Here is an 18605-nt window from a genome sequence, read left to right on the forward strand (position 1 = left end):
TTGGTCACGCTGTTGAAACTGCGAAAGAAGTCTGGAACTTATGCGGGGTTGGCGCGGGCCTCAAGGGTGCGTTCGATCAACTCATCGAAATCACTGCTGTCGCGGACCTTGGCGATATCGTCGGCGGCGATTGTAACGCCCCAGTTTCGTGCCATCGCTTCATATCTCGGTTGTCGGTGCGCCAGCGCTTGCGCATAGGTCCAGCGTATGAACGCGTCCGGATCGACCGCGGAGGCTTTGCAGTTGTTAAGGGCAAGGTATTCATCCCAGACCCGCTGCAGGAACTCGGCTTGGTAAGACATGGGCTTTGGGGCCTTGTCGAAACGTTTTACCAATTCCTCTGTATGGGCCTCGTCGCCCTTGATCCAGATCATCAGCGTCTGGCGCGATAGCTCGGACAGGACCTGGTCGTTCGGATCTTCGGGCTCGACCCACTCGCAGATAGAGCCACCGGTATCGCAGATAAAATGCGGATAGCTGTACAGACGCTCGGCTCGGTCGATAAAATACTTGGTATCCAACAGGGCGTGAATCTCTGCCAGTCGGAACTGTTCCTGGCGAAGCCGGTATTCCGAGATTTCAAGACCGCCAAGCCCGGGATTGCCGGGTTTGCCCAGATAGGCGGAGACGGGGGTCAGGTTTTCGAACGTGATGTTCGATCCGATATAGATCGAATCCGATAGCAGAAGCTCGCGCAGAAAGGGCACTTTCATCGCTTCGGCCTTGGCGTTGTCGGCGATGTATTCACCCATGTAGCGGGTCCCGATCCGGTAATCGATCGAGTAGTGGAACCAGTCACCTGCATCCCGAAGAGTGTTCGAGACATAGGATTTCCCCAACCCGGACATACCGAAGAACAGTACTTTCTTTCGCGCAGCGTCGCGCCAGTCCTTTGCCGAGTTGTAGATCATGCGCCACCATCCCTTGTTTTGCATTAGCTAAATCGGGCTGATCGCGGCGTCAATTGTGCTGCTGTGTTCCGCAATGAAAAGAAGGCGTGTAATTGGAAAAGCCCCACCATACCAAGGCGGGGCTTTCCGATGTGTTTGCTGCCGCTGGGATCAATCCAGGGCGTAAGTCACCTGAATGCCAACGCTCCATGCACTGTTGCCGGTGAAAGTGGCGCGGTTGTCGGGACCCGTACCGTTTGCCGTGGCATCACCGATGTCGGTATAGCGCACGCCGCCGGAGATTTTGGCTTTCTCAAGCGAATACGTGCCACCCAGACCTATGCTCCAGAAACCATCTGTCGGGCCGAGGTTGGAAACCGAGTTCCCTTGCGAACTTTCGTAGCCGAGAGTTACGGCGCCCGAGAATTCGTCGGTGAATTGGTAGCCCAGACCAAGCGAATAGGTCCAAGTTGCTTCTTCATAGTCGACGAGGTTTATACCTGTCAGGCCGGTATAGACGGGCGGTGCGTAAACGGTTTGTGGCCAGTCAACCCAGCGCACCGAGCCGAACAGCAATGTTCTAGGCGCGACACCTGTCTGGAAGTCCAGATTGACGGATTGAGGTGTTACAACCTCGGTTGAAGTATCTGCGCTCGATCTAGCGATTTCGGGAAATGGCGTGAAAGCGAGCGCATCATTTGACTCGGTCTGCGACAGATCGTGTTTAATCTTTGAGTTATATGTCAATGCGACGCGAGCCGCGATATCAGGTCGTTCCCACGCGACGCCAACCACATAGCCAAAATCGATTTCAGCGTCTGTTTCAACACGGTATCCACCAGATGGGAACGGCTCTAAGCCCGCGCCTGCGATTGGTACTGATACGCTTGCTTTCAGCCTTTGTGCACGGACACCGCCGATTACACTGAATCCATTGTCCAGTTTATAGCGAAGTAGAGCCGTAATTGCGTCAGTGTCTGCCTTGGCTCTCAACACATCTTGGTTTGCGCCTAGAGGAAATGGAGGGGAGAAACCTAACACATTCTGCGATAATGGGTACTCCGAAGAGTAATCGATATCGGCGCCAAATGGCTGGTCATAGACCAGCGCAAAATCCAGTTTCTCTGTCAGCGATGTTTTGTACGCAAGATGTGGCGTGAAGAAGCTGTTCGAGACATTGCCCGACTCAATGGTTTCCCCGAATGTTGGGCTCAACGGGATCTGATCTTCCATCGAGCCACTGACATCAGGCTTGGTATAGCCCAGTCGAAACTGAACGACAGATCCTTCTTCAAACAGAATGTTAACGCCCTGACCGCTACGATCTAGGCCACCTGCCTGCACACTGGTTGCCCCGATGCACAACGCGCATGCGTGAAACAACGATCGTTTCATACACTTCTCCCTACACTGTCCTGCGGCCTGTAATGCTCATCCCATCAAACGCACCCGGCCTTGTTACCGGCTTTTACTGTCTTAAACTTTAAATTTTGGTCAATTGGTGACGGAACGTTACTCGGTGTGCGCACGCTGCACGGGTGTTGCGGATTTGTTACGATTTTCTGACCAGACGTTCAGGAAAATCCCCGCAAAGATGACTGCTGCACCCAGGAGCGTCCACTGGTCCAGCGGTTCATGATAAAGGATCATTCCCACTATCGCGATGGTCGGAAGGCGTGCAAAATCAAAGGGTACCACGATTGTTGCTGGAGCGATCGCGAGAGCATTGGTGATACAATAATGCGCAAATAGACCAGCCACGCCGACCAGCAGAAGAAACGGCGCTGTATTTACGCTAGGTAATGAGATCTGTCCGTCATAGGCCGATGCGATGAATCCAAGGCCCGCCTGAATCAGAGTCAGCCAAAACATGATGCAACCGATGCTCGCGAACCGAGTAAGGGTTTTCGTCGATATCGTCGTCAGAGCAAAGAACAAAGCGGACAATGCTGCGGCAATCACTCCTGGGCTGATCGAGGCCGCGCCAGGACGTGCCACAATGAGTATTCCGGCAAATCCGATTAGTGCTGAGGTCAACCGAAGCGCAGTCAACCTTTCTTTCAACAGCAATGGTGAGAGGAGTATCACCCAGATCGGTTGGGTAAACTCCAGCGCGAAGACCTGCGCAAGAGGAATGACCGTCACCGCATAGAACCAGAGGTTTTGCCCCGTAAAATGCAGTACATTTCGAACGCCGTGCAAATCTAATCGCCGTGTCGAGACTTGATGCCATTTGCGCGATATCGTCAGAAAAAAAGCGACTATGCAGATCCCGACGAGGCTGCGATAGAACATAATCTCAAAAGTATCATGAGTTACGCTAAGTTCGCGTCCGGCAATTGCCATCGATGAAAACGAGGCGATTGCTCCGGTCATCCAGAGCGCGGCCTTGCCGATCTGCATTGAGTTGCTGCTCATGAAACTTGGTTTACGTCCCGACGTATGGCAGGCCGACTTAATGGTGTTTCACGAGGCAACGCAACGAATAATAGCCGTGTCAGAATTTTTGTGCTTTGCGTGTGAGCGTTTATTCCCACTCGATGGTACCTGGCGGTTTCGAAGTGATGTCGTACGTGCATCGGTTGATGCCTTTGACTTCGTTGATGATGCGTGTTGCCGTTTCACCCAGGAACTCGTGACTGAACGGATAGTAATCAGCGGTCATGCCGTCGACCGATGTCACCGCGCGCAGTGCACAGGCATAATCATATGTTCGTCCATCACCCATCACGCCGACCGTTCGCACCGGAAGAATGGCGACAAAGGCCTGCCAGATATCGTCGTATAGCCCATGTTTGCGGATTTGATCGATATAGATCGCGTCGGCTTCGCGTAGAATGTCGAGCTTTTCGCGAGTGATTTCTCCAGGGCAACGGATTGCAAGGCCGGGGCCGGGGAAGGGGTGGCGACCGATGAAACTGTCGGGCAGACCCAACTCGCGACCCAAGGCGCGAACTTCATCCTTGAACAGTTCTCGCAGGGGTTCGACAAGCTTCAGGCCCATTTTCTCGGGCAACCCGCCCACATTGTGGTGCGATTTAATGGTGACCGAGGGACCACCAGAGAACGAAACAGATTCAATCACATCGGGATACAGGGTGCCTTGTGCCAGAAACTCGGCACCATCAATGGTGTCGGCGTGTTTCTGGAAAACATCGATGAACAGTTTGCCGATGATTTTCCGTTTGGTTTCAGGATCGCTTTGCCCCTCCAGCTCGCCCAGAAACAACTCGCTCTCGTCAGCATGGATCAGCTGGATATTGTAATTGTCGCGGAACATTCCGACGACTTCGGTCGCTTCGTTCTTGCGCAAAAGGCCATGGTCAACGAAGACACAAGTCAACTGATCACCGATTGCCTCGTGGATCAGGATTGCCGCGACCGAACTGTCGACGCCACCTGAAAGACCGCAAATGACTTTTTTGTCGCCGACCTGCTCGCGGATTTTCGCGATCATTTGCTCGCGATATGCGCCCATGGTCCAGTCACCCGAGAATCCTGCCAGTTTGACGAAATTCTCATATAGTTTGGCACCCTTGGGAGTGTGGTGCACTTCCGGGTGGAATTGCACGGCATAGAAATGACGCGACGGGTCTGCCGTTATGGCATAGGGCGCGTTGGGTGAGGTACCAAAGACTTCAAAGCCCGGCGCGATTTCACTGACGTGGTCACCGTGGCTCATCCAGACCTGCTCATCACCCTCTGCGAACCAGCCATCAAGAATGTCCAACTGGTTCTGAGGCGTCACGAAAGCACGCCCGAATTCGGCGGTGCCGTGACCGCTTTCGACCTGGCCGCCCAGTTGCTGCATCATCACCTGCTGGCCATAGCAGATGCCTAGGATTGGCACGCCATAGTCAAAAATTTCCTGTGGCGCACGGGGCGAACCCTCTCGTGTAACGCTGTCCGGACCGCCCGAGAAAATGACAGCTTTGGGGGCCATCTGTCGGACAAAGTCCATCGTGACGTTCTGATAAGGATGAATTTCGCAATAGACATTCAGTTCGCGCAGGCGACGGGCGATTAGCTGCGTCACCTGGCTGCCGAAGTCGATGATCAGAAGGCGGTCGTGGGATGCTTGGGTCATGACTGGCTATTAGGTTGCAAGCCTTGCTTGTGCAAGCGCAATGACGTCAATTGGTGGCGGAGGCACTCAGATGACTGACCTAATTCTCAGAACTGCGGAACCAGGCGACGTAAATGCAATAGAAATCTGTATTACAAGCGCCTACGCTGATGCGAACAGGAAAATTGCCGATATCCCGGATGTGGCAAGCGGAATCGAGGGCGATATTGCCAACCGAAATGTCCTTGTCGCAGAAGAAGGTGGGCAACTTTTGGGTGTCATAATTTATGGTCTGAAGGCTGGCGCGATGATGGTCTTCAATCTCGCGGTTGTGCCGCAAGCTCAGGGGCGGGGCCTCGCACGAAAATTGCTTGCTGCTGCTGAAGCCGATGCGTTGACAGCGGGGTTGTCCGTGCTTTGCCTAAGAACGCATCGACTTATGGGAGCAACCCGCGCCATGTATACACATCTTGGCTGGCACGAGGTCGAGGTGACCGGGAACTCGGTGATGATGCAGAAGAGCGTGACGTGACGTGCAAATGTGTCTGAAATAGCGATGCTGCCAGTTCATGTCGCTTTTACCTCTATTGCGCCGTAAACTACCTCTGGCATCGTGGTTCGTTGATGTAACACACTTGTCGAACCAACCAATAAACGGGATTTTCTCATGACAGAGGCAAGCACCCGGCGCAGAGCACGAGGTGGCGGCGGCGCCGCCCGCCGGGCCGAGCGCACGGCGGTAAAGATCGAAACCGCAAAATACATCGAACGTAACATTCCCAATTTCGAAGTCCTCAATGAAGAAGCGCTTGAGGTCATCGAAACCAACGCGGAAACTGTGCTGGCCGAGATCGGTGTCAATTTTGTTGACAATCCGGCGGCATTGGAACGTTGGCGCGAGGCTGGTGCCGATGTCGATGGTGAACGCGTGCGTCTGCCGCGCGGACTGGCGCGTGAATTGATCAAATCCGCACCCAGCGAATTTACTCAACATGCGCGCAACCCTGAGAAATCAGTCGTCATTGGCGGTCGGAATCTTGTTCTGGCCCCGGTATATGGCCCTCCGTTCGTACGCGATGCGCAAGGCGGCCGTCGCTATGCGACCATGGACGATTTTAACAAGTTCGTGAAATTGGCCTATATGTCCAAATGGCTGCACCACTCGGGCGGCACCGTGTGTGAGCCGACGGATATTCCGGTGAACAAGCGTCACCTGGACATGTTGATGGCCCACATGACCTTGTCGGACAAACCGTTCATGGGCTCCGTCACCGATCCTTCGCGAGCACAGGATTCGGTTGAAATGTGCGAGATTCTCTTTGGCAAAGAGTTCGTGCAGAACAACACGGTTATGACCTCGCTAACCAACATCAATTCGCCGATGACATTTGACGATGTGATGATGGGTTCGCTTGAGGTTTACGCTGCTAACAACCAAGCCTGCATTATCTCGCCCTTCATCGTCGGTGGCGCAATGGCACCGGTATCAGTCGCTGGTACGCTGACGCAGGTTCTGGCAGAAGTTATGGCCGGGGTGGCATATAGCCAGATCATCCGTCCGGGGGCTCCGGCGATTTTTGGGGCTTTTGTTTCATCGATCGACATGAACTCGGGCGCGCCGACTTTTGGTACTCCTGAAGCATCGCACGTGACCTATGGTGCGGGTCAGCTAGCGCGTCGCTTGGGGCTGCCGTTCCGGTCTGCAGGTTCTTTCTGCGGCTCGAAGTTGCCCGATGCGCAGGCGGCATACGAGACCGCAAATTCACTGAATATGGGTCTGATGTCAGGCGTGAACTTCATGTTGCACTCATGTGGCTGGCTTGAGGGCGGTCTGGTTGCCGACTTCGAGAAGTTCGTCATGGATGCCGATCAGTTGGGTGTTCTCCACGGTCTGGCCAAAGGCGTCGCATATGACGAAAATGCTCAGGCCATGGATGCGATCCGCGAAGTTGGTCCGGGCGGGCACTACCTTGGGTGCGCCCACACGCAGGCAAACTTCAAGGAAGCGTTTTGGAAAACCGATTTGCTGGACTACAAGCCGTTCGAAACCTGGGAAGAAGAAGGCGCGCGTGACACACGGACGCTGGCATCGGCACGGGTTGAACATCTTTTGGCCAATTATCAGCAGCCACAACTTGATCCTGAGATTAATGCTGCACTGGACGCATACGTTGCCGAAAAGAAAGCATCCATGCCGGACGCCTTCACCTAATCACTGAAATTGCGCGGCGCGACTGGTTTGATACAGTTGCGCCTCGCCATTCAATGCGATCAGCAAATCCAGATGGCGCACCAAAGAATAGGCCGCGTCTTCTTCTATCCGCTGTGCATTCACTTCGCGTTCCAGCTCTAGCAGGCGCATTAACGCAGCGCCCGTTCCTGGAATCGATCCATAACCCAGAAGACGTTGCAGATGACGGTCGCGATTATAGTCCAGCGCCCCGATCTTGGCAGCATGGGCCAGCAGTCGCGGGCGGCGGAGTGAAGTAATCAAGGTCATCAGGTCCTGCACGGCAGTATCCTTTTCGTTCAGTTTCAATGTCTGAAATGCGGCACAACCTGAGCAGGTGTTGCCTTGATGTAGTTCGCCCCGAACTATGGTTTCACCACTATTTATCTTTTTGAATCAATTCTACTCTGAGCCGTCTGTGATTAACGAACGAGTAACGAAAGCACCTCTAGTTAGATTTGGTTAACTAAGATTCCGACGGCTAAAACTGTCAGTTTGTTTTGTCGACAAGGGCGAAGAAAATATGGAAAACAGCGTGGCTTTCACCGTTCCGGCATGGGTTCCCGAAGGAGCACAACGATATCTTGACCATGCAGAATCTGGGCGGTCGATACGGGATATCGCGCGGTCGGCTGGATGCCATGCCTCGACCATATTGCGACAGATCCGCAGGGTCGAGATGCGTCGCGATGATCCGCTGGTGGACGCCGCGTTACAATCACTGGCCCAATCGCATTTTTCACCCACGGAATTCAAAAATCCTGCGTTTGCAGTCGTAACATCCGAAGAGAACCGACCAGAAACTCAAAACGCAGAGTTCGAGCGAGAGGCGCTGCGTGTTCTGAGACGTTTGTGTGAATCCGGGGCTGTGCTTGCAGTGGCCGAAGACATGGATAAGGCCGTAGTGGTTCGGGACAACGGTGAAGGCGGGACAACCAAAACAGCAGTTGTGGATTGCCGAACAGCGCAGGCGCTGGCGTTAAATGACTGGATATCGTGCGATAATCCCGGTCGGATTTCACGATATCGTATTTCAAGTGCAGGACGCTCGGCATTGAGTCACTTGATTGCCGAAGTGGAAAACCGGGCGCGCACTCAGAATGAATTTGGCATGGCCGAAGCCCCCTGATCGCATTGGCGCGGCGACGGGACAAGAGCGGTAAACCGTTCCTTGATGAGACATTGGTCGGCGCGGGTGAGCGTTTGCGTGAGGATTTTGAACTTGCACAGATAGGCCCTCAGATCACGCAGAACTGGGATCGCTTTCTGACCTGTGGAGGGCGTGGAGATTTCGTTTCAGATGCCCATATTGGGCAAGGCCATTCCAGTGCCAGGGACCGTGTGACAAAGGCGCTTTCAGATTTAGGGCCGGGTTTGAGCGACGTTGCCTTGCGTTGTTGCTGCTACCTTGAAGGGTTGGAGTTGGCGGAAAAGCGCATGGGCTGGTCGGCGCGATCGGGCAAGATCGTTCTGCGTATCGCCTTGCAGCGGCTGAAGCGACACTATCAGGATCAGGCCGAGCAAGACCGCATGATCGGCTGATGACCTATTAGGATGGTCTTGAGTAACGGGCTGCAAATGATAGTCAGAGGTTATGAATTTCACCATTCGACAATTGCAGTATTTCCGTGCTGTCGCTGAACAACGAAACTTTGGTCGCGGTGCGCAGGTCTGCAATGTATCGCAGCCTGCGCTGTCAGTTCAGATCAAGGCGCTGGAAGACGCGATGGGCGGGCCACTGTTTGAACGGCAGGCGCGGGATATTTTGCTGACCCCACTTGGGCGAGATGTTCTGGAATACACACAGGATGTACTGAATGCGGCAGCGCGTCTGGATCAATTCGCGCGTGATCAATCTGGCGGGCATCGTTCCCTATCGATTGGAATAATTCCGACCGTTGCCCCGTACCTTCTGCCGGGGGTGCTGGCTGGGTTGCGCGCGTCAGATGTCTCGTTAAAAGTGCAAATTCGCGAGGCCCGGACTGAGCGACTTCTTTCAATGCTGCGCTCAGGTGAAATTGATGCGGCTATACTAGCGCTTCCGTTAGGCAGCGAAGCCTTTCACGAAGAACCATTATTCGAAGACCGCTTCTTGCTTGCAGGAAGTCAAGCCCGGCTGGACCGGCTAACGATCAGCCCCGAGGCGTTGCGGCCGGTGGACCTTAAGACGGCTCAGTTGATGCTGCTTGAAGACGGGCATTGCTTGACTGATCAGGCACTTGAAGTTTGCGGGCAGGATCGCACCAGCGGTCAGATAAATATGGGCGCGTCATCGCTTGCGACATTGTCTCGGTTGGTCGCGGAAGGATTCGGTATGACCTTGATGCCAGAACTCGCAGCGCAGGCCGAGACAGATGCGGTGCCTGGCCTGCGGTTGCTCCGGTTTGGCACCCCGCAGCCAGCCAGAACCATCGGTTTGGTGCGTCGCGTTTCGACTGGTGCAGAGGAGTGGTTCAATCGGTTGGCGCGGGTGATCCGTGAGGTTGGGGAAGACGTGGTCTCGGGAACCCGTACCTGACAAAAAAGGCTCGCCGATATGGCGAGCCTGGTAGCGGTTTAACTGATCGGATTATGCCAGCGCTGGTTCGCGGGCCTCGTCCAGATGTTTCATCAGATTCTCTGGCGACGACACGCCATAAGGGTCTTCGGGGCAGTTATCCATCAGGCCGGGCTCTTCAAACCATGCCTCAACCACACCGTCATTGACGATGGCCGCATAGCGCCACGAGCGCATGCCAAAGCCCAGATTATCCTTGTCGACCAACATACCCATCTTGCGGGTGAATTCCCCGGATCCGTCAGGAATGACTTTGACATTTTTCAGCCCCTGATCCGCAGCCCATTTGTTCATGACAAAGCTGTCGTTGACGGACATGCAGTAAATTGCGTCGACGCCTTTGGCTGCGAAATCAGCATGACCTTTTTCAAAACCGGGCAACTGATAGGTCGAGCAGGTCGGGGTGAATGCACCCGGCAGCGAGAACAGGATGACGCGCTTGCCTGCAAAATAATCTGCGGTTGTCTTGTCTTCCCAGCGGAAGGGATTGGGGCCTTCTATCGCCTCGTCGCGGACGCGGGTGTGGAAAGTTACGTCAGGCAGTTTTGCACCGGTTTTCATCATCAAACTCCTGTGATTCACATGTGATTAACGTGAGGGTTAGAACGATTCCAGAGCGGCTTCAACATTAGATATGCTGCACTTGCGAGATATCTTATTCGCATGCAAATTGAATGAAAATAGGTAATAATATGTGATTTATTTGAGGCTTTTGCTGCAGTCGCGAATGCGGTCTGCATAGCGGCTATGCGCCGCTGGTGTAACCAACAAAGTCAGTTTATGTTAAGCACCAAGCAAATTGACCCGAAGTCAGGAAAGCCAGCCGTGCGTGATCTGAAAATACCCGAACAAAGACACCCCGAAAAAGCGCATCGGCCTGATAATGCAGCGCCGCGCAAACCTGCGTGGATTCGTGTCAAAGCGCCTGGTGGCAAAGGGTATGCTGAAACGCACAAGATCATGCGTGACAACAATCTGGTCACTGTTTGTGAAGAGGCTGGTTGCCCGAACGTAGGCGAATGCTGGAGCCAGGGCCACGCCACCATGATGATCATGGGTGAGATTTGTACGCGTGGTTGTACCTTCTGCAATATTGCGACGGGCAAGCCGGATACGCTGGATGCGTTCGAGCCAGGGCGCGTGGCGCACGCGGTGCAAAAGCTGGGCTTGAATCATGTTGTTATCACGTCGGTCGATCGGGATGACCTGCTCGATGGCGGCGCAGACCACTTTGCACAGACCATCCGCGCGGTGCGACACCGGTCACCCAAGACAACAATCGAGATTCTGACGCCGGATTTCCTGAAATGTGATCCTACGGTTCTAGAGGTCGTCGTCGAAGCCAAGCCGGATGTGTTCAACCACAACCTCGAAACAGTACCAGGGCTATACCCTGAAGTTCGTCCCGGTGCGCGTTATTTCCATTCATTGCGCTTGCTGCAGCGGGTGAAAGAGATGGATCCGTTGATTTTCACCAAATCCGGCATCATGGTCGGGCTGGGTGAGGACGAGCAACAGGTCCGTCAGGTCATGGATGACATGCGCGCAGCAGATATCGATTTTCTGACAATTGGCCAGTATCTGCAGCCAACGCCCAAGCACCATGGCATTGATCGTTTTGTCACACCCGAAGAGTTCGCGGCCTATGAAAAGGCTGCTTTTGGCAAGGGCTTCCTGATGGTTTCGGCAACCCCTTTGACCCGGTCGTCATACCATGCGGGTGATGATTTTGCGCGCTTGCGTGAGGCCCGGCAAAAGAAGTTGAATCAGGTGTGAAACCCGAGCTTCAATCCTGGCTCACTGAAAAACGCCATGAGCTGCATCAGGTCCCGGAGATTTCGGGCGAGGAGCGCGGAACCGCCGCAAGTATTTCCAATCTTCTGCTGGCTTGCGGCCCCGATGCGGTTTTGACTGGAATCGGTGGTCACGGCGTTGCGGCAGTCTATGAAAGCGGCCAGCCAGGGCCTACGATAGGTATCCGATGCGAACTGGATGGTTTGCCGATCCAGGAAATATCTAGCGCGCGATACGCGTCGCAACATCCGGGCAAGGGGCATCTGTGTGGGCATGATGGTCACATGGCAATGGTTTTGGGTGTGGCTTTTGTTCTTGGTGATAAGCGCCCAGCAAAAGGACGCGTCGTTCTGATTTTTCAACCCGCTGAGGAAACTGGGCAGGGTGCTATAGCCTTTCGCGCCGCCCCCAAGTTCGCCAATATTGCACCGGATTACGTGTATTCTTTGCACAATCTTCCGGGGCTGGAATTGGGGGCGGTCGAGCTGTGCTCTGGCCCGGCCAATTGCGCCTCACGCGGGATGCGGATCGTGCTGACAGGCAAAACCTCACATGCAGCCGCACCGCAGGATGGGCTTTCACCGGCTGGAGCCTTGGCTGAGCTTATACCTGCATTGGCCGCATTGGGACACGGTGGGGTGCTGGATGCAGACTACGCTCTGACGACTGTAACCCATGCGCGGCTGGGTGAGACCACATTCGGGGTCGCACCTGGCATGGCCGAGCTTTGGGTTACTCTGCGGACGGTATCAGACACGCGAATGACCGTTTTGATCCGCGAGGCGGAGCAGCTTGTGAGCGCAAGCGCTCAAGCGCATGGGCTGGGTGTCGAAATCAGCTATGACGATGTGTTTGAGGCTTGTGTAAATACGGATGAAGCCGTGCAAATTCTGTCAGAGGCTTGCCAAACACGCGATATACCCTGCAAACTGGTGCCGACGCCACAGCGGTTCTCGGAAGATTTCGGGCAGTTCGGCAAAGGCGCGAAAACTGCGATGTTCTGGCTTGGAGCAGGCCGGGATCATCCGCAACTGCACAACCCCGACTATGATTTCCCGGATGCTCTGATCCCGATCGGGACCGACATATTTCTTGCAGCGATCGAACAAACGCTCAAGGCTTGAGCTTTCTGGGTTGGCTTCCTGCCCATTCGGGCCACCAGCCCATATATTCAACGCCGGCAACCAAAAGACAGATAAGTATTGCGCCGAACACCAGTTTCACCCGCCGTTCCGAGGGCGGATTTCGCCCCCATTGCGACATGCGAAGGAAGTGGCGCAAATTCATCAATCCTGATCTTCGACAAATCGAACCTTGCCAATAAACGGCAAATTGCGATTGCGTTGCGCATAGTCGATCCCATAGCCCACGACAAATTCATCAGGGATTTCGAACCCGATCCAATCCGAGCGGAAATCGACCTCGCGCCGGCTGGGTTTGTCCAGAAGGGCGATGGATTTCAACCGGTGTGGTTTACGGGTGCGGAGCAGCTTGGAGACGTGGTTCAGGGTATGGCCGGTGTCCACGATATCCTCGACCACCAGCACATCACGCCCTTCAATTGCGCCGCGTAAGTCTTTGAGAATGCGAACTTCCCGACTGCTTTCCATCGAATCTCCGTAGGACGATGCCTCAAGAAAATCGACCTCGATGGGCAGGTCTAGCTCACGCACCAGGTCAGCGATAAAGACGAAACTGCCGCGCAGCAGGCCGACAACAACCAGCTTGTCGGTACCGCCAAACTCGGCTGTGATTTCGCGGCAAAGCTCTTCGATCCGGGCGGCAATTGCCTTGGCCGAGATCATCTCATCTATCACATATGCGCGTTGGCTCATCGCTGCCCCCTTGATCTTTGGCGCGCAACATACGAAATCACGCGCCATTGTCACCAGTTAATCCCGGATATCATGCCAACCCACTCCGAGACCCGCCCGCTGCCTTACACCGCTCAGCAGATGTATGATCTGGTCGCGGATGTTGCAAAATACCCTGAGTTTTTGCCTTGGTGCGCCGCGGCCCGTATCCGTCGGACCTATACCGCGGGCGAAGGCAAGGTGATGGAAGCGGATCTTGTTATTTCATTCAAGGTGTTCCGCGAACGCTTTGGCAGCCGGGTTACGTTGTTTGATGCTCATAAACGGATCGATACCGAGTATCTGGACGGTCCGTTCAAATACATGCGTTCCGATTGGGAGTTCGAAGATACGGATGACGGCTGCAACGTCTCGTTTCACGTTGACTTCGAGTTCAAAAATGCGGTCCTGCAAGGGATCATCGGTGTCGTGTTCAACGAGGCCATGCACCGTATCGTGCGCGCATTCGAACAACGTGCTGCCGTCCTCTACGGCTAAGGCTTTACGCGCGTGACGCGCGCGCTAGACTGCGCGCCATGACCGATCTCACATCCGCCCTTGCCGAATTCGCCGCTGGTCCTGTGTCGACCACTTCACAGGCTCGAATCGTGACATCGCTTTCCGCGTTGGATTGGCTCGCCGTGGGGCGGGCGGGTGCGGAAGAGCCTGTTTCCCGCATCGTCCGCCAGATGGTTTTTTCCGAAAGCGGTGCAGCACAAGCACGCCTATTCGGGGGTGGTGAAGCCCCTTTACGCGCTGCGGCACTGGTGAATGGTACCGTTTCCCACGCGCTTGATTACGATGACACCCATTTTGCCCATATCGGTCATCCATCGGTTGCTGTGTTTCCGGCAGCCCTTGCGCTTGCGGCGTGGGAGGATCGACCGCTGGTCGATTTGCTCGAAGCAGCGCTTGTTGGGATGGAATTGTCGATCCGCGTTGGACTGTGGTTGGGCCGCGGCCACTATCAGGCAGGCTTTCACCAGACCGCCACGGCGGGCGCGTTTGGGGCTGCGTTAGCTGCGGGGCGCATTATGTCCTTCGATGCCAAGCAGATGCGTGATCTGTTGGGGCTGACTGCAACAAGAGCATCCGGACAGAAGTCACAGTTCGGAACCATGGGCAAACCCTATAATGCCGGGCTTGCGGCCTCAAATGGCGTTGAGGCGGCTCAGTTGATCCGCAATGGATTTCAACCCGGTTGTGACGCGTTGGAAGGTCCGTTTGGGTTTGGGGCGACACATCTGGGGGCAGACGATATCAATGCAGCGCTTGATGGGTTGGGTGATGAATGGTTGTTCGAAAACGTAAGCCATAAGTTCCACGCCTGCTGCCATGGCCTGCACGCGGCGCTTGAGGCCGCGCGCGATCTTGACATTGCCGAACCAGAGGTGGCCGAGATCAAGGTTAAAACGCACCCCCGCTGGATGAGCGTTTGCAATCAACTGCAGCCGACTAGCGGGTTGGGTGCGAAGTTTTCTTATCGCACAGTGATCGCAATGCAATCGATGGGGTACGATACGGCACTACCGGGCAGCTATACTGCCAAGATTTGTGCAGACCCGAGGCTTCAATCCCTGCGGGATCGGATTAGTGTAGAGGCAGATGAAAGCTTGTCCGAGACCCAAGCCCATCTGTCCCTCTTGCGACGGGATGGCGCGCGCCGCGAGGCCAAACATGATCTGCTCGCCCCGATGTCACTTTCGGACCGCGAAGATCGGGTTAGGGACAAAGCGGCGAAGCTGATCGGAGGGGATGAAGCAGATGCGATCTGGTCGATGCTGCGCACCGGCGGGCGCGCAGCGGATCTGGCAGATAGACTAAATGATTAGGCGACTCGCCAGTGCAGTGGGAAGCCGGGATCGAAAACTGTGACAGGACCGTCCGCGCATTCGATTTTGGCGGGATAGACAACCTCATCGCCCTTTGTCAGCGTGATGGTCTCTTCGTTCACCGGCAGGCGATAAAAGGCCGGGCCGTTAAGGGAGGTAAACGCTTCCAGTTTGTCCAACGCATCCGCGCGTTCAAACATTTCGGCCAGCAGTGACATCGTGTTGGTTGCAGTGAAACAACCGGCGCAGCCACAGGCCATTTCCTTGTTCGCATCCGTGTGCGGCGCGCTGTCTGTGCCAAGGAAGAAGCGCGCGTCGCCTGAGGTCGCGGCGGTCAACAGCGCCAGCCGATGCTCTTCGCGTTTGGCGACCGGCAGGCAGTAGTAATGCGGCTTGATGCCGCCGACCAGTATGTGGTTGCGGTTGATGATCAGGTGATGCGTTGTAATCGTCGCACCCAAATCTTTCTCGTTCGCCTTGACGTAATTCACGCCGTTTGACGTCGTGATGTGCTCCATCACCACGCGCAGCCCGGGTGTTGCCTTGCGAATCGGATCAAGAACGCGGTCGATGAATACGGCCTCGCGATCGAAGATATCGATCTCGGCATCTGTGACTTCACCGTGCACACACAGCGGCAGACCGATCTCGGCCATCTTCTCCAGCACCGGGCGCACATTGTCGAAATCGCGAACGCCAGAAGACGAGTTGGTTGTTGCCCCAGCCGGGTAAAGCTTGACTGCCTTGACCAATCCGCTTGCATGTGCGGCGGCCACATCTGCCGGGTCCGTGTCCTCGGTCAGGTAGAGCGTCATCAGCGGCTCAAACGTCATATCCTCAGGCAGTGCTGCAAGGATGCGGTCCCGATAGTCTGCCGCGTCGTCACTCTTCACAACGGGCGGAACCAGATTTGGCATGATAATGGCACGGGCAAAATGGCGCGCGGTTTCAGGTAGGACGGCTTGAAGCATCGCGCCATCGCGCAGATGCAAATGCCAGTCATCGGGGCGGCGGATCGTCAGGGAATGGGTCATGGCCCCCGGCTAGCACAGCCGCTTGAGTGGTGAAAGACCCTCTTGCCCTTGCCGATGAGACAGATCGCCGTAAGTCACTGACGGATGGTGGTCTTGACCTCTGGTTGTGGTCATGACCTGTTGGGGCGCAGGAAAAAGGGGAACTCATGACACAGCCAAACTCCATCGATGCCGTGCAAGAGCTTTTGGGCTCTGAGGGCTATGTCTGTGGCCGGGCTTTGGCGACGGTTGTGTTTCTTTCGCTGAAGCTTGGCCGGCCTCTGTTTCTGGAAGGTGAGGCGGGCGTTGGCAAAACCGAAATTGCCAAAGCGCTGGCCGCGGGATTGGGGCGTCGCTTGATCCGGTTGCAGTGTTACGAAGGCCTTGATGCCTCCTCCGCTGTGTATGAATGGAATTTCCCCGCCCAGATGGTGGCGATCCGTACCGCCGAAGCGTCGGGCGGTGCGGATCGAGGCGCGCTACAGACCGAGTTGTTTTCGGACGACTATCTGATCGAACGCCCCTTGCTGCAGGCGATGCGTCCGGACGCCAATGGGGCACCTGTATTGTTGATCGACGAGTTGGACCGGACCGACGAACCTTTTGAGGCGTTCCTGCTGGAAGCCCTCAGCGACTTTCAGGTCACGATCCCCGAACTTGGTACCGTCAAAGCACCCGAACCACCAATCGTAATCGTCACCTCAAACCGCACGCGCGAAGTGCACGACGCGCTGAAACGCCGCTGCTTGTATCATTGGGTGGATTACCCTGATTTTGCTCGTGAAATCGAAATCCTGCACGCCCGTGCCCCCGAAGCGGCCGAAGCGCTGAGCCGTGAGGTCGTGGCATTTGTTCAGCGTCTGCGCACCGAAGACCTGTTCAAGAAACCCGGGGTGGCTGAGACCATCGATTGGGCCAAGTGCCTTCTTGCGCTGGACGTCATCAATCTCAGCCCCGAGGTGATTGGCGATACGTTGGGTGCTATCCTGAAATACCAGGACGACATCCAAAAGCTGCAAGGGTCCGAGGCCAAGCGCATTCTCGATCAGGCCAAGGCCGACCTCGAACCGGCCTGATGCTTCATCCGCTTGCAAATATTTCGGGGGTGTGATGGCCGAACAACTCCCACTCGATATCCCGGACAACCCCAAGCTGGCCCAGAACATCATCCATTTTGCGCGCGCTTTGCGTAAGGCCGGGCTGCCGATTGGAACCGGACGTGTGGTTGATGCGATTCGCGCGGTGCAGGCTGCGGGCTTCACCGAGAAACGAGATTTCTACTGGACGCTACATGCCTGTTTCGTAAACCGGCCTGAACACCGCACGGTTTTTGCGCAGGTCTTCCGCCTGTATTGGCGCGATCCGCGCTATCTCGAACATATGATGTCCATGATGCTGCCCGCCATTCGCGGTGTGCAGGAGGAGCGCAAAGCGGATGCGGCTGAAAAGCGCGCGGCTGAGGCGTTATTGGATGGCGTCGAACGCGACTTGCCGGAAACGACGGAGCAGGAAGAAGGAAGTGAGATCGAGATCGACGCGACCCAAACCGCATCCTCCGAAGAACGCTTGCGCAACCTCGATTTCGAACAGATGAGCACATCCGAGATCGCCCAGGCCAAACGCATGCTGTCGCGCCTGAATCTACCGGTCAAACCCATCGAGTCTCGGCGTGGTCTGGCCAGTCATCTCGGTCACCGCATCGATCGCGCACGCACCCTGAGGTCATCCATGCGGCAGGGTGGCGAGCTACGCGATATCGCGCGCCTGCAACCAAAACCTCGCTGGCCGAATTTGGTAGCGCTCTGCGACATTTCCGGATCGATGAGCCAGTACAGTCGGATCATTCTGCACTTTCTTCACGCGGTTTCGAATGCCAAAGGCGCAGGTTGGGCCAAAGTGCACGCATTCACGTTTGGCACACGCCTGACCAACATCACCCGCCATCTGCATCAACGTGATGTCGATGCAGCTCTGGCCGCTGCCGGGGCCGAGGCGCAGGACTGGGAAGGCGGAACACGGATCGGAGAATGCCTGCATCAGTTCAACCGCGACTGGTCGCGGCGTGTAATGGGGCAGGGGGCGGTCGTGTTGTTGATCACCGACGGTTTGGAACGGGGCGATCCCGAGGTGCTGGAAAAGGAAATCGAGCGTTTGCACCTGTCGTCGCGACGCTTGATCTGGCTGAACCCATTGCTGCGCTGGGATGGGTTCGCGCCAAAGGCTCAGGGCGTTGCGACAATGCTTCCACATGTCGACAGCTTCCGCGCCGGGCATTCGATTGCGTCGCTGGAAGATTTGGCCGCCGTGATATCTCAGCCTGACGATCAGGGTCAGAAAGCGCGGCTGATGGCCGCGCTTTCTGACTAGATA

At 55.6% G+C, this 18605-nt stretch carries 17 protein-coding genes and 1 pseudogene; 10 read left to right on the plus strand and 8 right to left on the minus strand.

The features are described from left to right. Nucleotides 1-38: 38 nt before the first annotated feature. The 4 genes from ACR0MQ_RS01460 to guaA form a co-directional block, all read right to left on the minus strand. Nucleotides 39-911: an ATPase gene (locus ACR0MQ_RS01460; RefSeq protein ID WP_170770618.1), complete on the minus strand. Its 873-nt coding sequence runs from the start codon at nucleotides 909-911 to the stop codon at nucleotides 39-41. Between the two features lie 150 nt (nucleotides 912-1061). Next, nucleotides 1062-2285 carry an outer membrane protein transport protein gene (locus tag ACR0MQ_RS01465; RefSeq protein WP_170770621.1) on the minus strand — a complete coding sequence of 408 codons (1224 nt, stop codon included), beginning with the start codon at nucleotides 2283-2285 and terminating at the stop codon, nucleotides 1062-1064. A gap of 117 nt (nucleotides 2286-2402) precedes the next feature. Further along, nucleotides 2403-3308: a DMT family transporter gene (locus tag ACR0MQ_RS01470; protein WP_480605430.1), complete on the minus strand. Its 906-nt coding sequence runs from the start codon at nucleotides 3306-3308 to the stop codon at nucleotides 2403-2405. A 109-nt stretch (nucleotides 3309-3417) separates the two neighbouring features. Continuing rightward, nucleotides 3418-4977: a glutamine-hydrolyzing GMP synthase gene (gene guaA / locus ACR0MQ_RS01475; protein ID WP_170770623.1), complete on the minus strand. Its 1560-nt coding sequence runs from the start codon at nucleotides 4975-4977 to the stop codon at nucleotides 3418-3420. Nucleotides 4978-5047: 70 nt separating this feature from the next. Here guaA and ACR0MQ_RS01480 point away from each other — a divergent pair, with 70 nt between their 5' ends. Together ACR0MQ_RS01480 and ACR0MQ_RS01485 are read left to right on the plus strand one after the other, a co-directional pair. After that, nucleotides 5048-5488 carry a GNAT family N-acetyltransferase gene (locus ACR0MQ_RS01480; RefSeq protein WP_170770625.1) on the plus strand — a complete coding sequence of 147 codons (441 nt, stop codon included), beginning with the start codon at nucleotides 5048-5050 and terminating at the stop codon, nucleotides 5486-5488. A gap of 135 nt (nucleotides 5489-5623) precedes the next feature. Then, on the plus strand, nucleotides 5624-7168 hold the full coding sequence (locus ACR0MQ_RS01485) for a trimethylamine methyltransferase family protein (protein ID WP_170770627.1): 1545 nt from the start codon (nucleotides 5624-5626) through the stop codon (nucleotides 7166-7168). On the opposite strand, the gene ACR0MQ_RS01490 is transcribed toward ACR0MQ_RS01485, so the two are convergent. Beyond that, nucleotides 7169-7468, minus strand: a complete 300-nt coding sequence (locus tag ACR0MQ_RS01490) for a DUF6477 family protein (protein WP_480605434.1) — start codon at nucleotides 7466-7468, stop codon at nucleotides 7169-7171. A gap of 241 nt (nucleotides 7469-7709) precedes the next feature. On the opposite strand from ACR0MQ_RS01490, the pseudogene ACR0MQ_RS01495 reads away from it, so the two are divergent. Further along, a pseudogene (locus ACR0MQ_RS01495) lies at nucleotides 7710-8728 on the plus strand (DUF6456 domain-containing protein). Nucleotides 8729-8780: 52 nt separating this feature from the next. Continuing rightward, on the plus strand, nucleotides 8781-9704 hold the full coding sequence (locus tag ACR0MQ_RS01500; RefSeq protein ID WP_170770631.1) for a hydrogen peroxide-inducible genes activator: 924 nt from the start codon (nucleotides 8781-8783) through the stop codon (nucleotides 9702-9704). A gap of 51 nt (nucleotides 9705-9755) precedes the next feature. Here the strand turns inward: ACR0MQ_RS01500 and ACR0MQ_RS01505 are convergent, their stop codons facing one another. Beyond that, complete coding sequence (locus ACR0MQ_RS01505) at nucleotides 9756-10304, minus strand: peroxiredoxin (RefSeq protein WP_170770633.1); 549 nt, start codon at nucleotides 10302-10304, stop codon at nucleotides 9756-9758. Between the two features lie 264 nt (nucleotides 10305-10568). Between ACR0MQ_RS01505 and lipA the strand changes: the two genes are divergently transcribed. Together lipA and ACR0MQ_RS01515 are read left to right on the plus strand one after the other, a co-directional pair. Beyond that, nucleotides 10569-11519 (plus strand): lipoyl synthase, encoded by a 951-nt coding sequence (gene lipA, locus ACR0MQ_RS01510; RefSeq protein WP_170770635.1) that lies wholly within the window; start codon nucleotides 10569-10571, stop codon nucleotides 11517-11519. After that, nucleotides 11516-12661: an amidohydrolase gene (locus ACR0MQ_RS01515; RefSeq protein ID WP_170770637.1), complete on the plus strand. Its 1146-nt coding sequence runs from the start codon at nucleotides 11516-11518 to the stop codon at nucleotides 12659-12661. Before lipA ends, ACR0MQ_RS01515 begins: the two co-directional genes overlap by 4 nt. A gap of 162 nt (nucleotides 12662-12823) precedes the next feature. On the opposite strand, the gene hpt is transcribed toward ACR0MQ_RS01515, so the two are convergent. After that, complete coding sequence (gene hpt, locus ACR0MQ_RS01520; RefSeq protein ID WP_010439696.1) at nucleotides 12824-13372, minus strand: hypoxanthine phosphoribosyltransferase; 549 nt, start codon at nucleotides 13370-13372, stop codon at nucleotides 12824-12826. 72 nt (nucleotides 13373-13444) lie between these two features. Between hpt and ACR0MQ_RS01525 the strand changes: the two genes are divergently transcribed. Continuing rightward, nucleotides 13445-13888, plus strand: coding sequence for a type II toxin-antitoxin system RatA family toxin (locus ACR0MQ_RS01525; protein WP_170539340.1), 444 nt, complete (start codon nucleotides 13445-13447; stop codon nucleotides 13886-13888). A gap of 38 nt (nucleotides 13889-13926) precedes the next feature. Beyond that, nucleotides 13927-15222, plus strand: a complete 1296-nt coding sequence (locus ACR0MQ_RS01530; protein ID WP_480605437.1) for an MmgE/PrpD family protein — start codon at nucleotides 13927-13929, stop codon at nucleotides 15220-15222. On the opposite strand, the gene pyrC is transcribed toward ACR0MQ_RS01530, so the two are convergent. Continuing rightward, on the minus strand, nucleotides 15219-16256 hold the full coding sequence (gene pyrC / locus ACR0MQ_RS01535; RefSeq protein WP_480605440.1) for a dihydroorotase: 1038 nt from the start codon (nucleotides 16254-16256) through the stop codon (nucleotides 15219-15221). The two genes, ACR0MQ_RS01530 and pyrC, sit on opposite strands and share 4 nt — an antisense overlap. A 146-nt stretch (nucleotides 16257-16402) precedes the next feature. Here pyrC and ACR0MQ_RS01540 point away from each other — a divergent pair, with 146 nt between their 5' ends. Beyond that, nucleotides 16403-17311: an AAA family ATPase gene (locus tag ACR0MQ_RS01540; protein WP_170421335.1), complete on the plus strand. Its 909-nt coding sequence runs from the start codon at nucleotides 16403-16405 to the stop codon at nucleotides 17309-17311. A gap of 34 nt (nucleotides 17312-17345) precedes the next feature. After that, nucleotides 17346-18602, plus strand: a complete 1257-nt coding sequence (locus ACR0MQ_RS01545; RefSeq protein WP_480605443.1) for a vWA domain-containing protein — start codon at nucleotides 17346-17348, stop codon at nucleotides 18600-18602. Nucleotides 18603-18605: the final 3 nt, after the last annotated feature.

This window comes from Ruegeria sp. AN6, from assembly GCF_056540425.1.

Bases quoted from the DNA above. Each gene is read 5' to 3' on its own strand.
- ACR0MQ_RS01460 (WP_170770618.1), bottom strand. From the start codon at position 911: ATGATCTACAACTCGGCAAAGGACTGGCGCGACGCTGCGCGAAAGAAA.
- pyrC (WP_480605440.1), bottom strand. From the start codon at position 16,256: ATGACCCATTCCCTGACGATCCGCCGCCCCGATGACTGGCATTTGCAT.
- ACR0MQ_RS01545 (WP_480605443.1), top strand. From the start codon at position 17,346: ATGGCCGAACAACTCCCACTCGATATCCCGGACAACCCCAAGCTGGCC.
- ACR0MQ_RS01480 (WP_170770625.1), top strand. From the start codon at position 5,048: ATGACTGACCTAATTCTCAGAACTGCGGAACCAGGCGACGTAAATGCA.
- ACR0MQ_RS01470 (WP_480605430.1), bottom strand. From the start codon at position 3,308: ATGAGCAGCAACTCAATGCAGATCGGCAAGGCCGCGCTCTGGATGACC.
- ACR0MQ_RS01505 (WP_170770633.1), bottom strand. From the start codon at position 10,304: ATGAAAACCGGTGCAAAACTGCCTGACGTAACTTTCCACACCCGCGTC.
- hpt (WP_010439696.1), bottom strand. From the start codon at position 13,372: ATGAGCCAACGCGCATATGTGATAGATGAGATGATCTCGGCCAAGGCA.
- ACR0MQ_RS01500 (WP_170770631.1), top strand. From the start codon at position 8,781: ATGAATTTCACCATTCGACAATTGCAGTATTTCCGTGCTGTCGCTGAA.
- ACR0MQ_RS01530 (WP_480605437.1), top strand. From the start codon at position 13,927: ATGACCGATCTCACATCCGCCCTTGCCGAATTCGCCGCTGGTCCTGTG.
- ACR0MQ_RS01540 (WP_170421335.1), top strand. From the start codon at position 16,403: ATGACACAGCCAAACTCCATCGATGCCGTGCAAGAGCTTTTGGGCTCT.
- ACR0MQ_RS01465 (WP_170770621.1), bottom strand. From the start codon at position 2,285: ATGAAACGATCGTTGTTTCACGCATGCGCGTTGTGCATCGGGGCAACC.
- ACR0MQ_RS01525 (WP_170539340.1), top strand. From the start codon at position 13,445: ATGCCAACCCACTCCGAGACCCGCCCGCTGCCTTACACCGCTCAGCAG.
- ACR0MQ_RS01485 (WP_170770627.1), top strand. From the start codon at position 5,624: ATGACAGAGGCAAGCACCCGGCGCAGAGCACGAGGTGGCGGCGGCGCC.
- guaA (WP_170770623.1), bottom strand. From the start codon at position 4,977: ATGACCCAAGCATCCCACGACCGCCTTCTGATCATCGACTTCGGCAGC.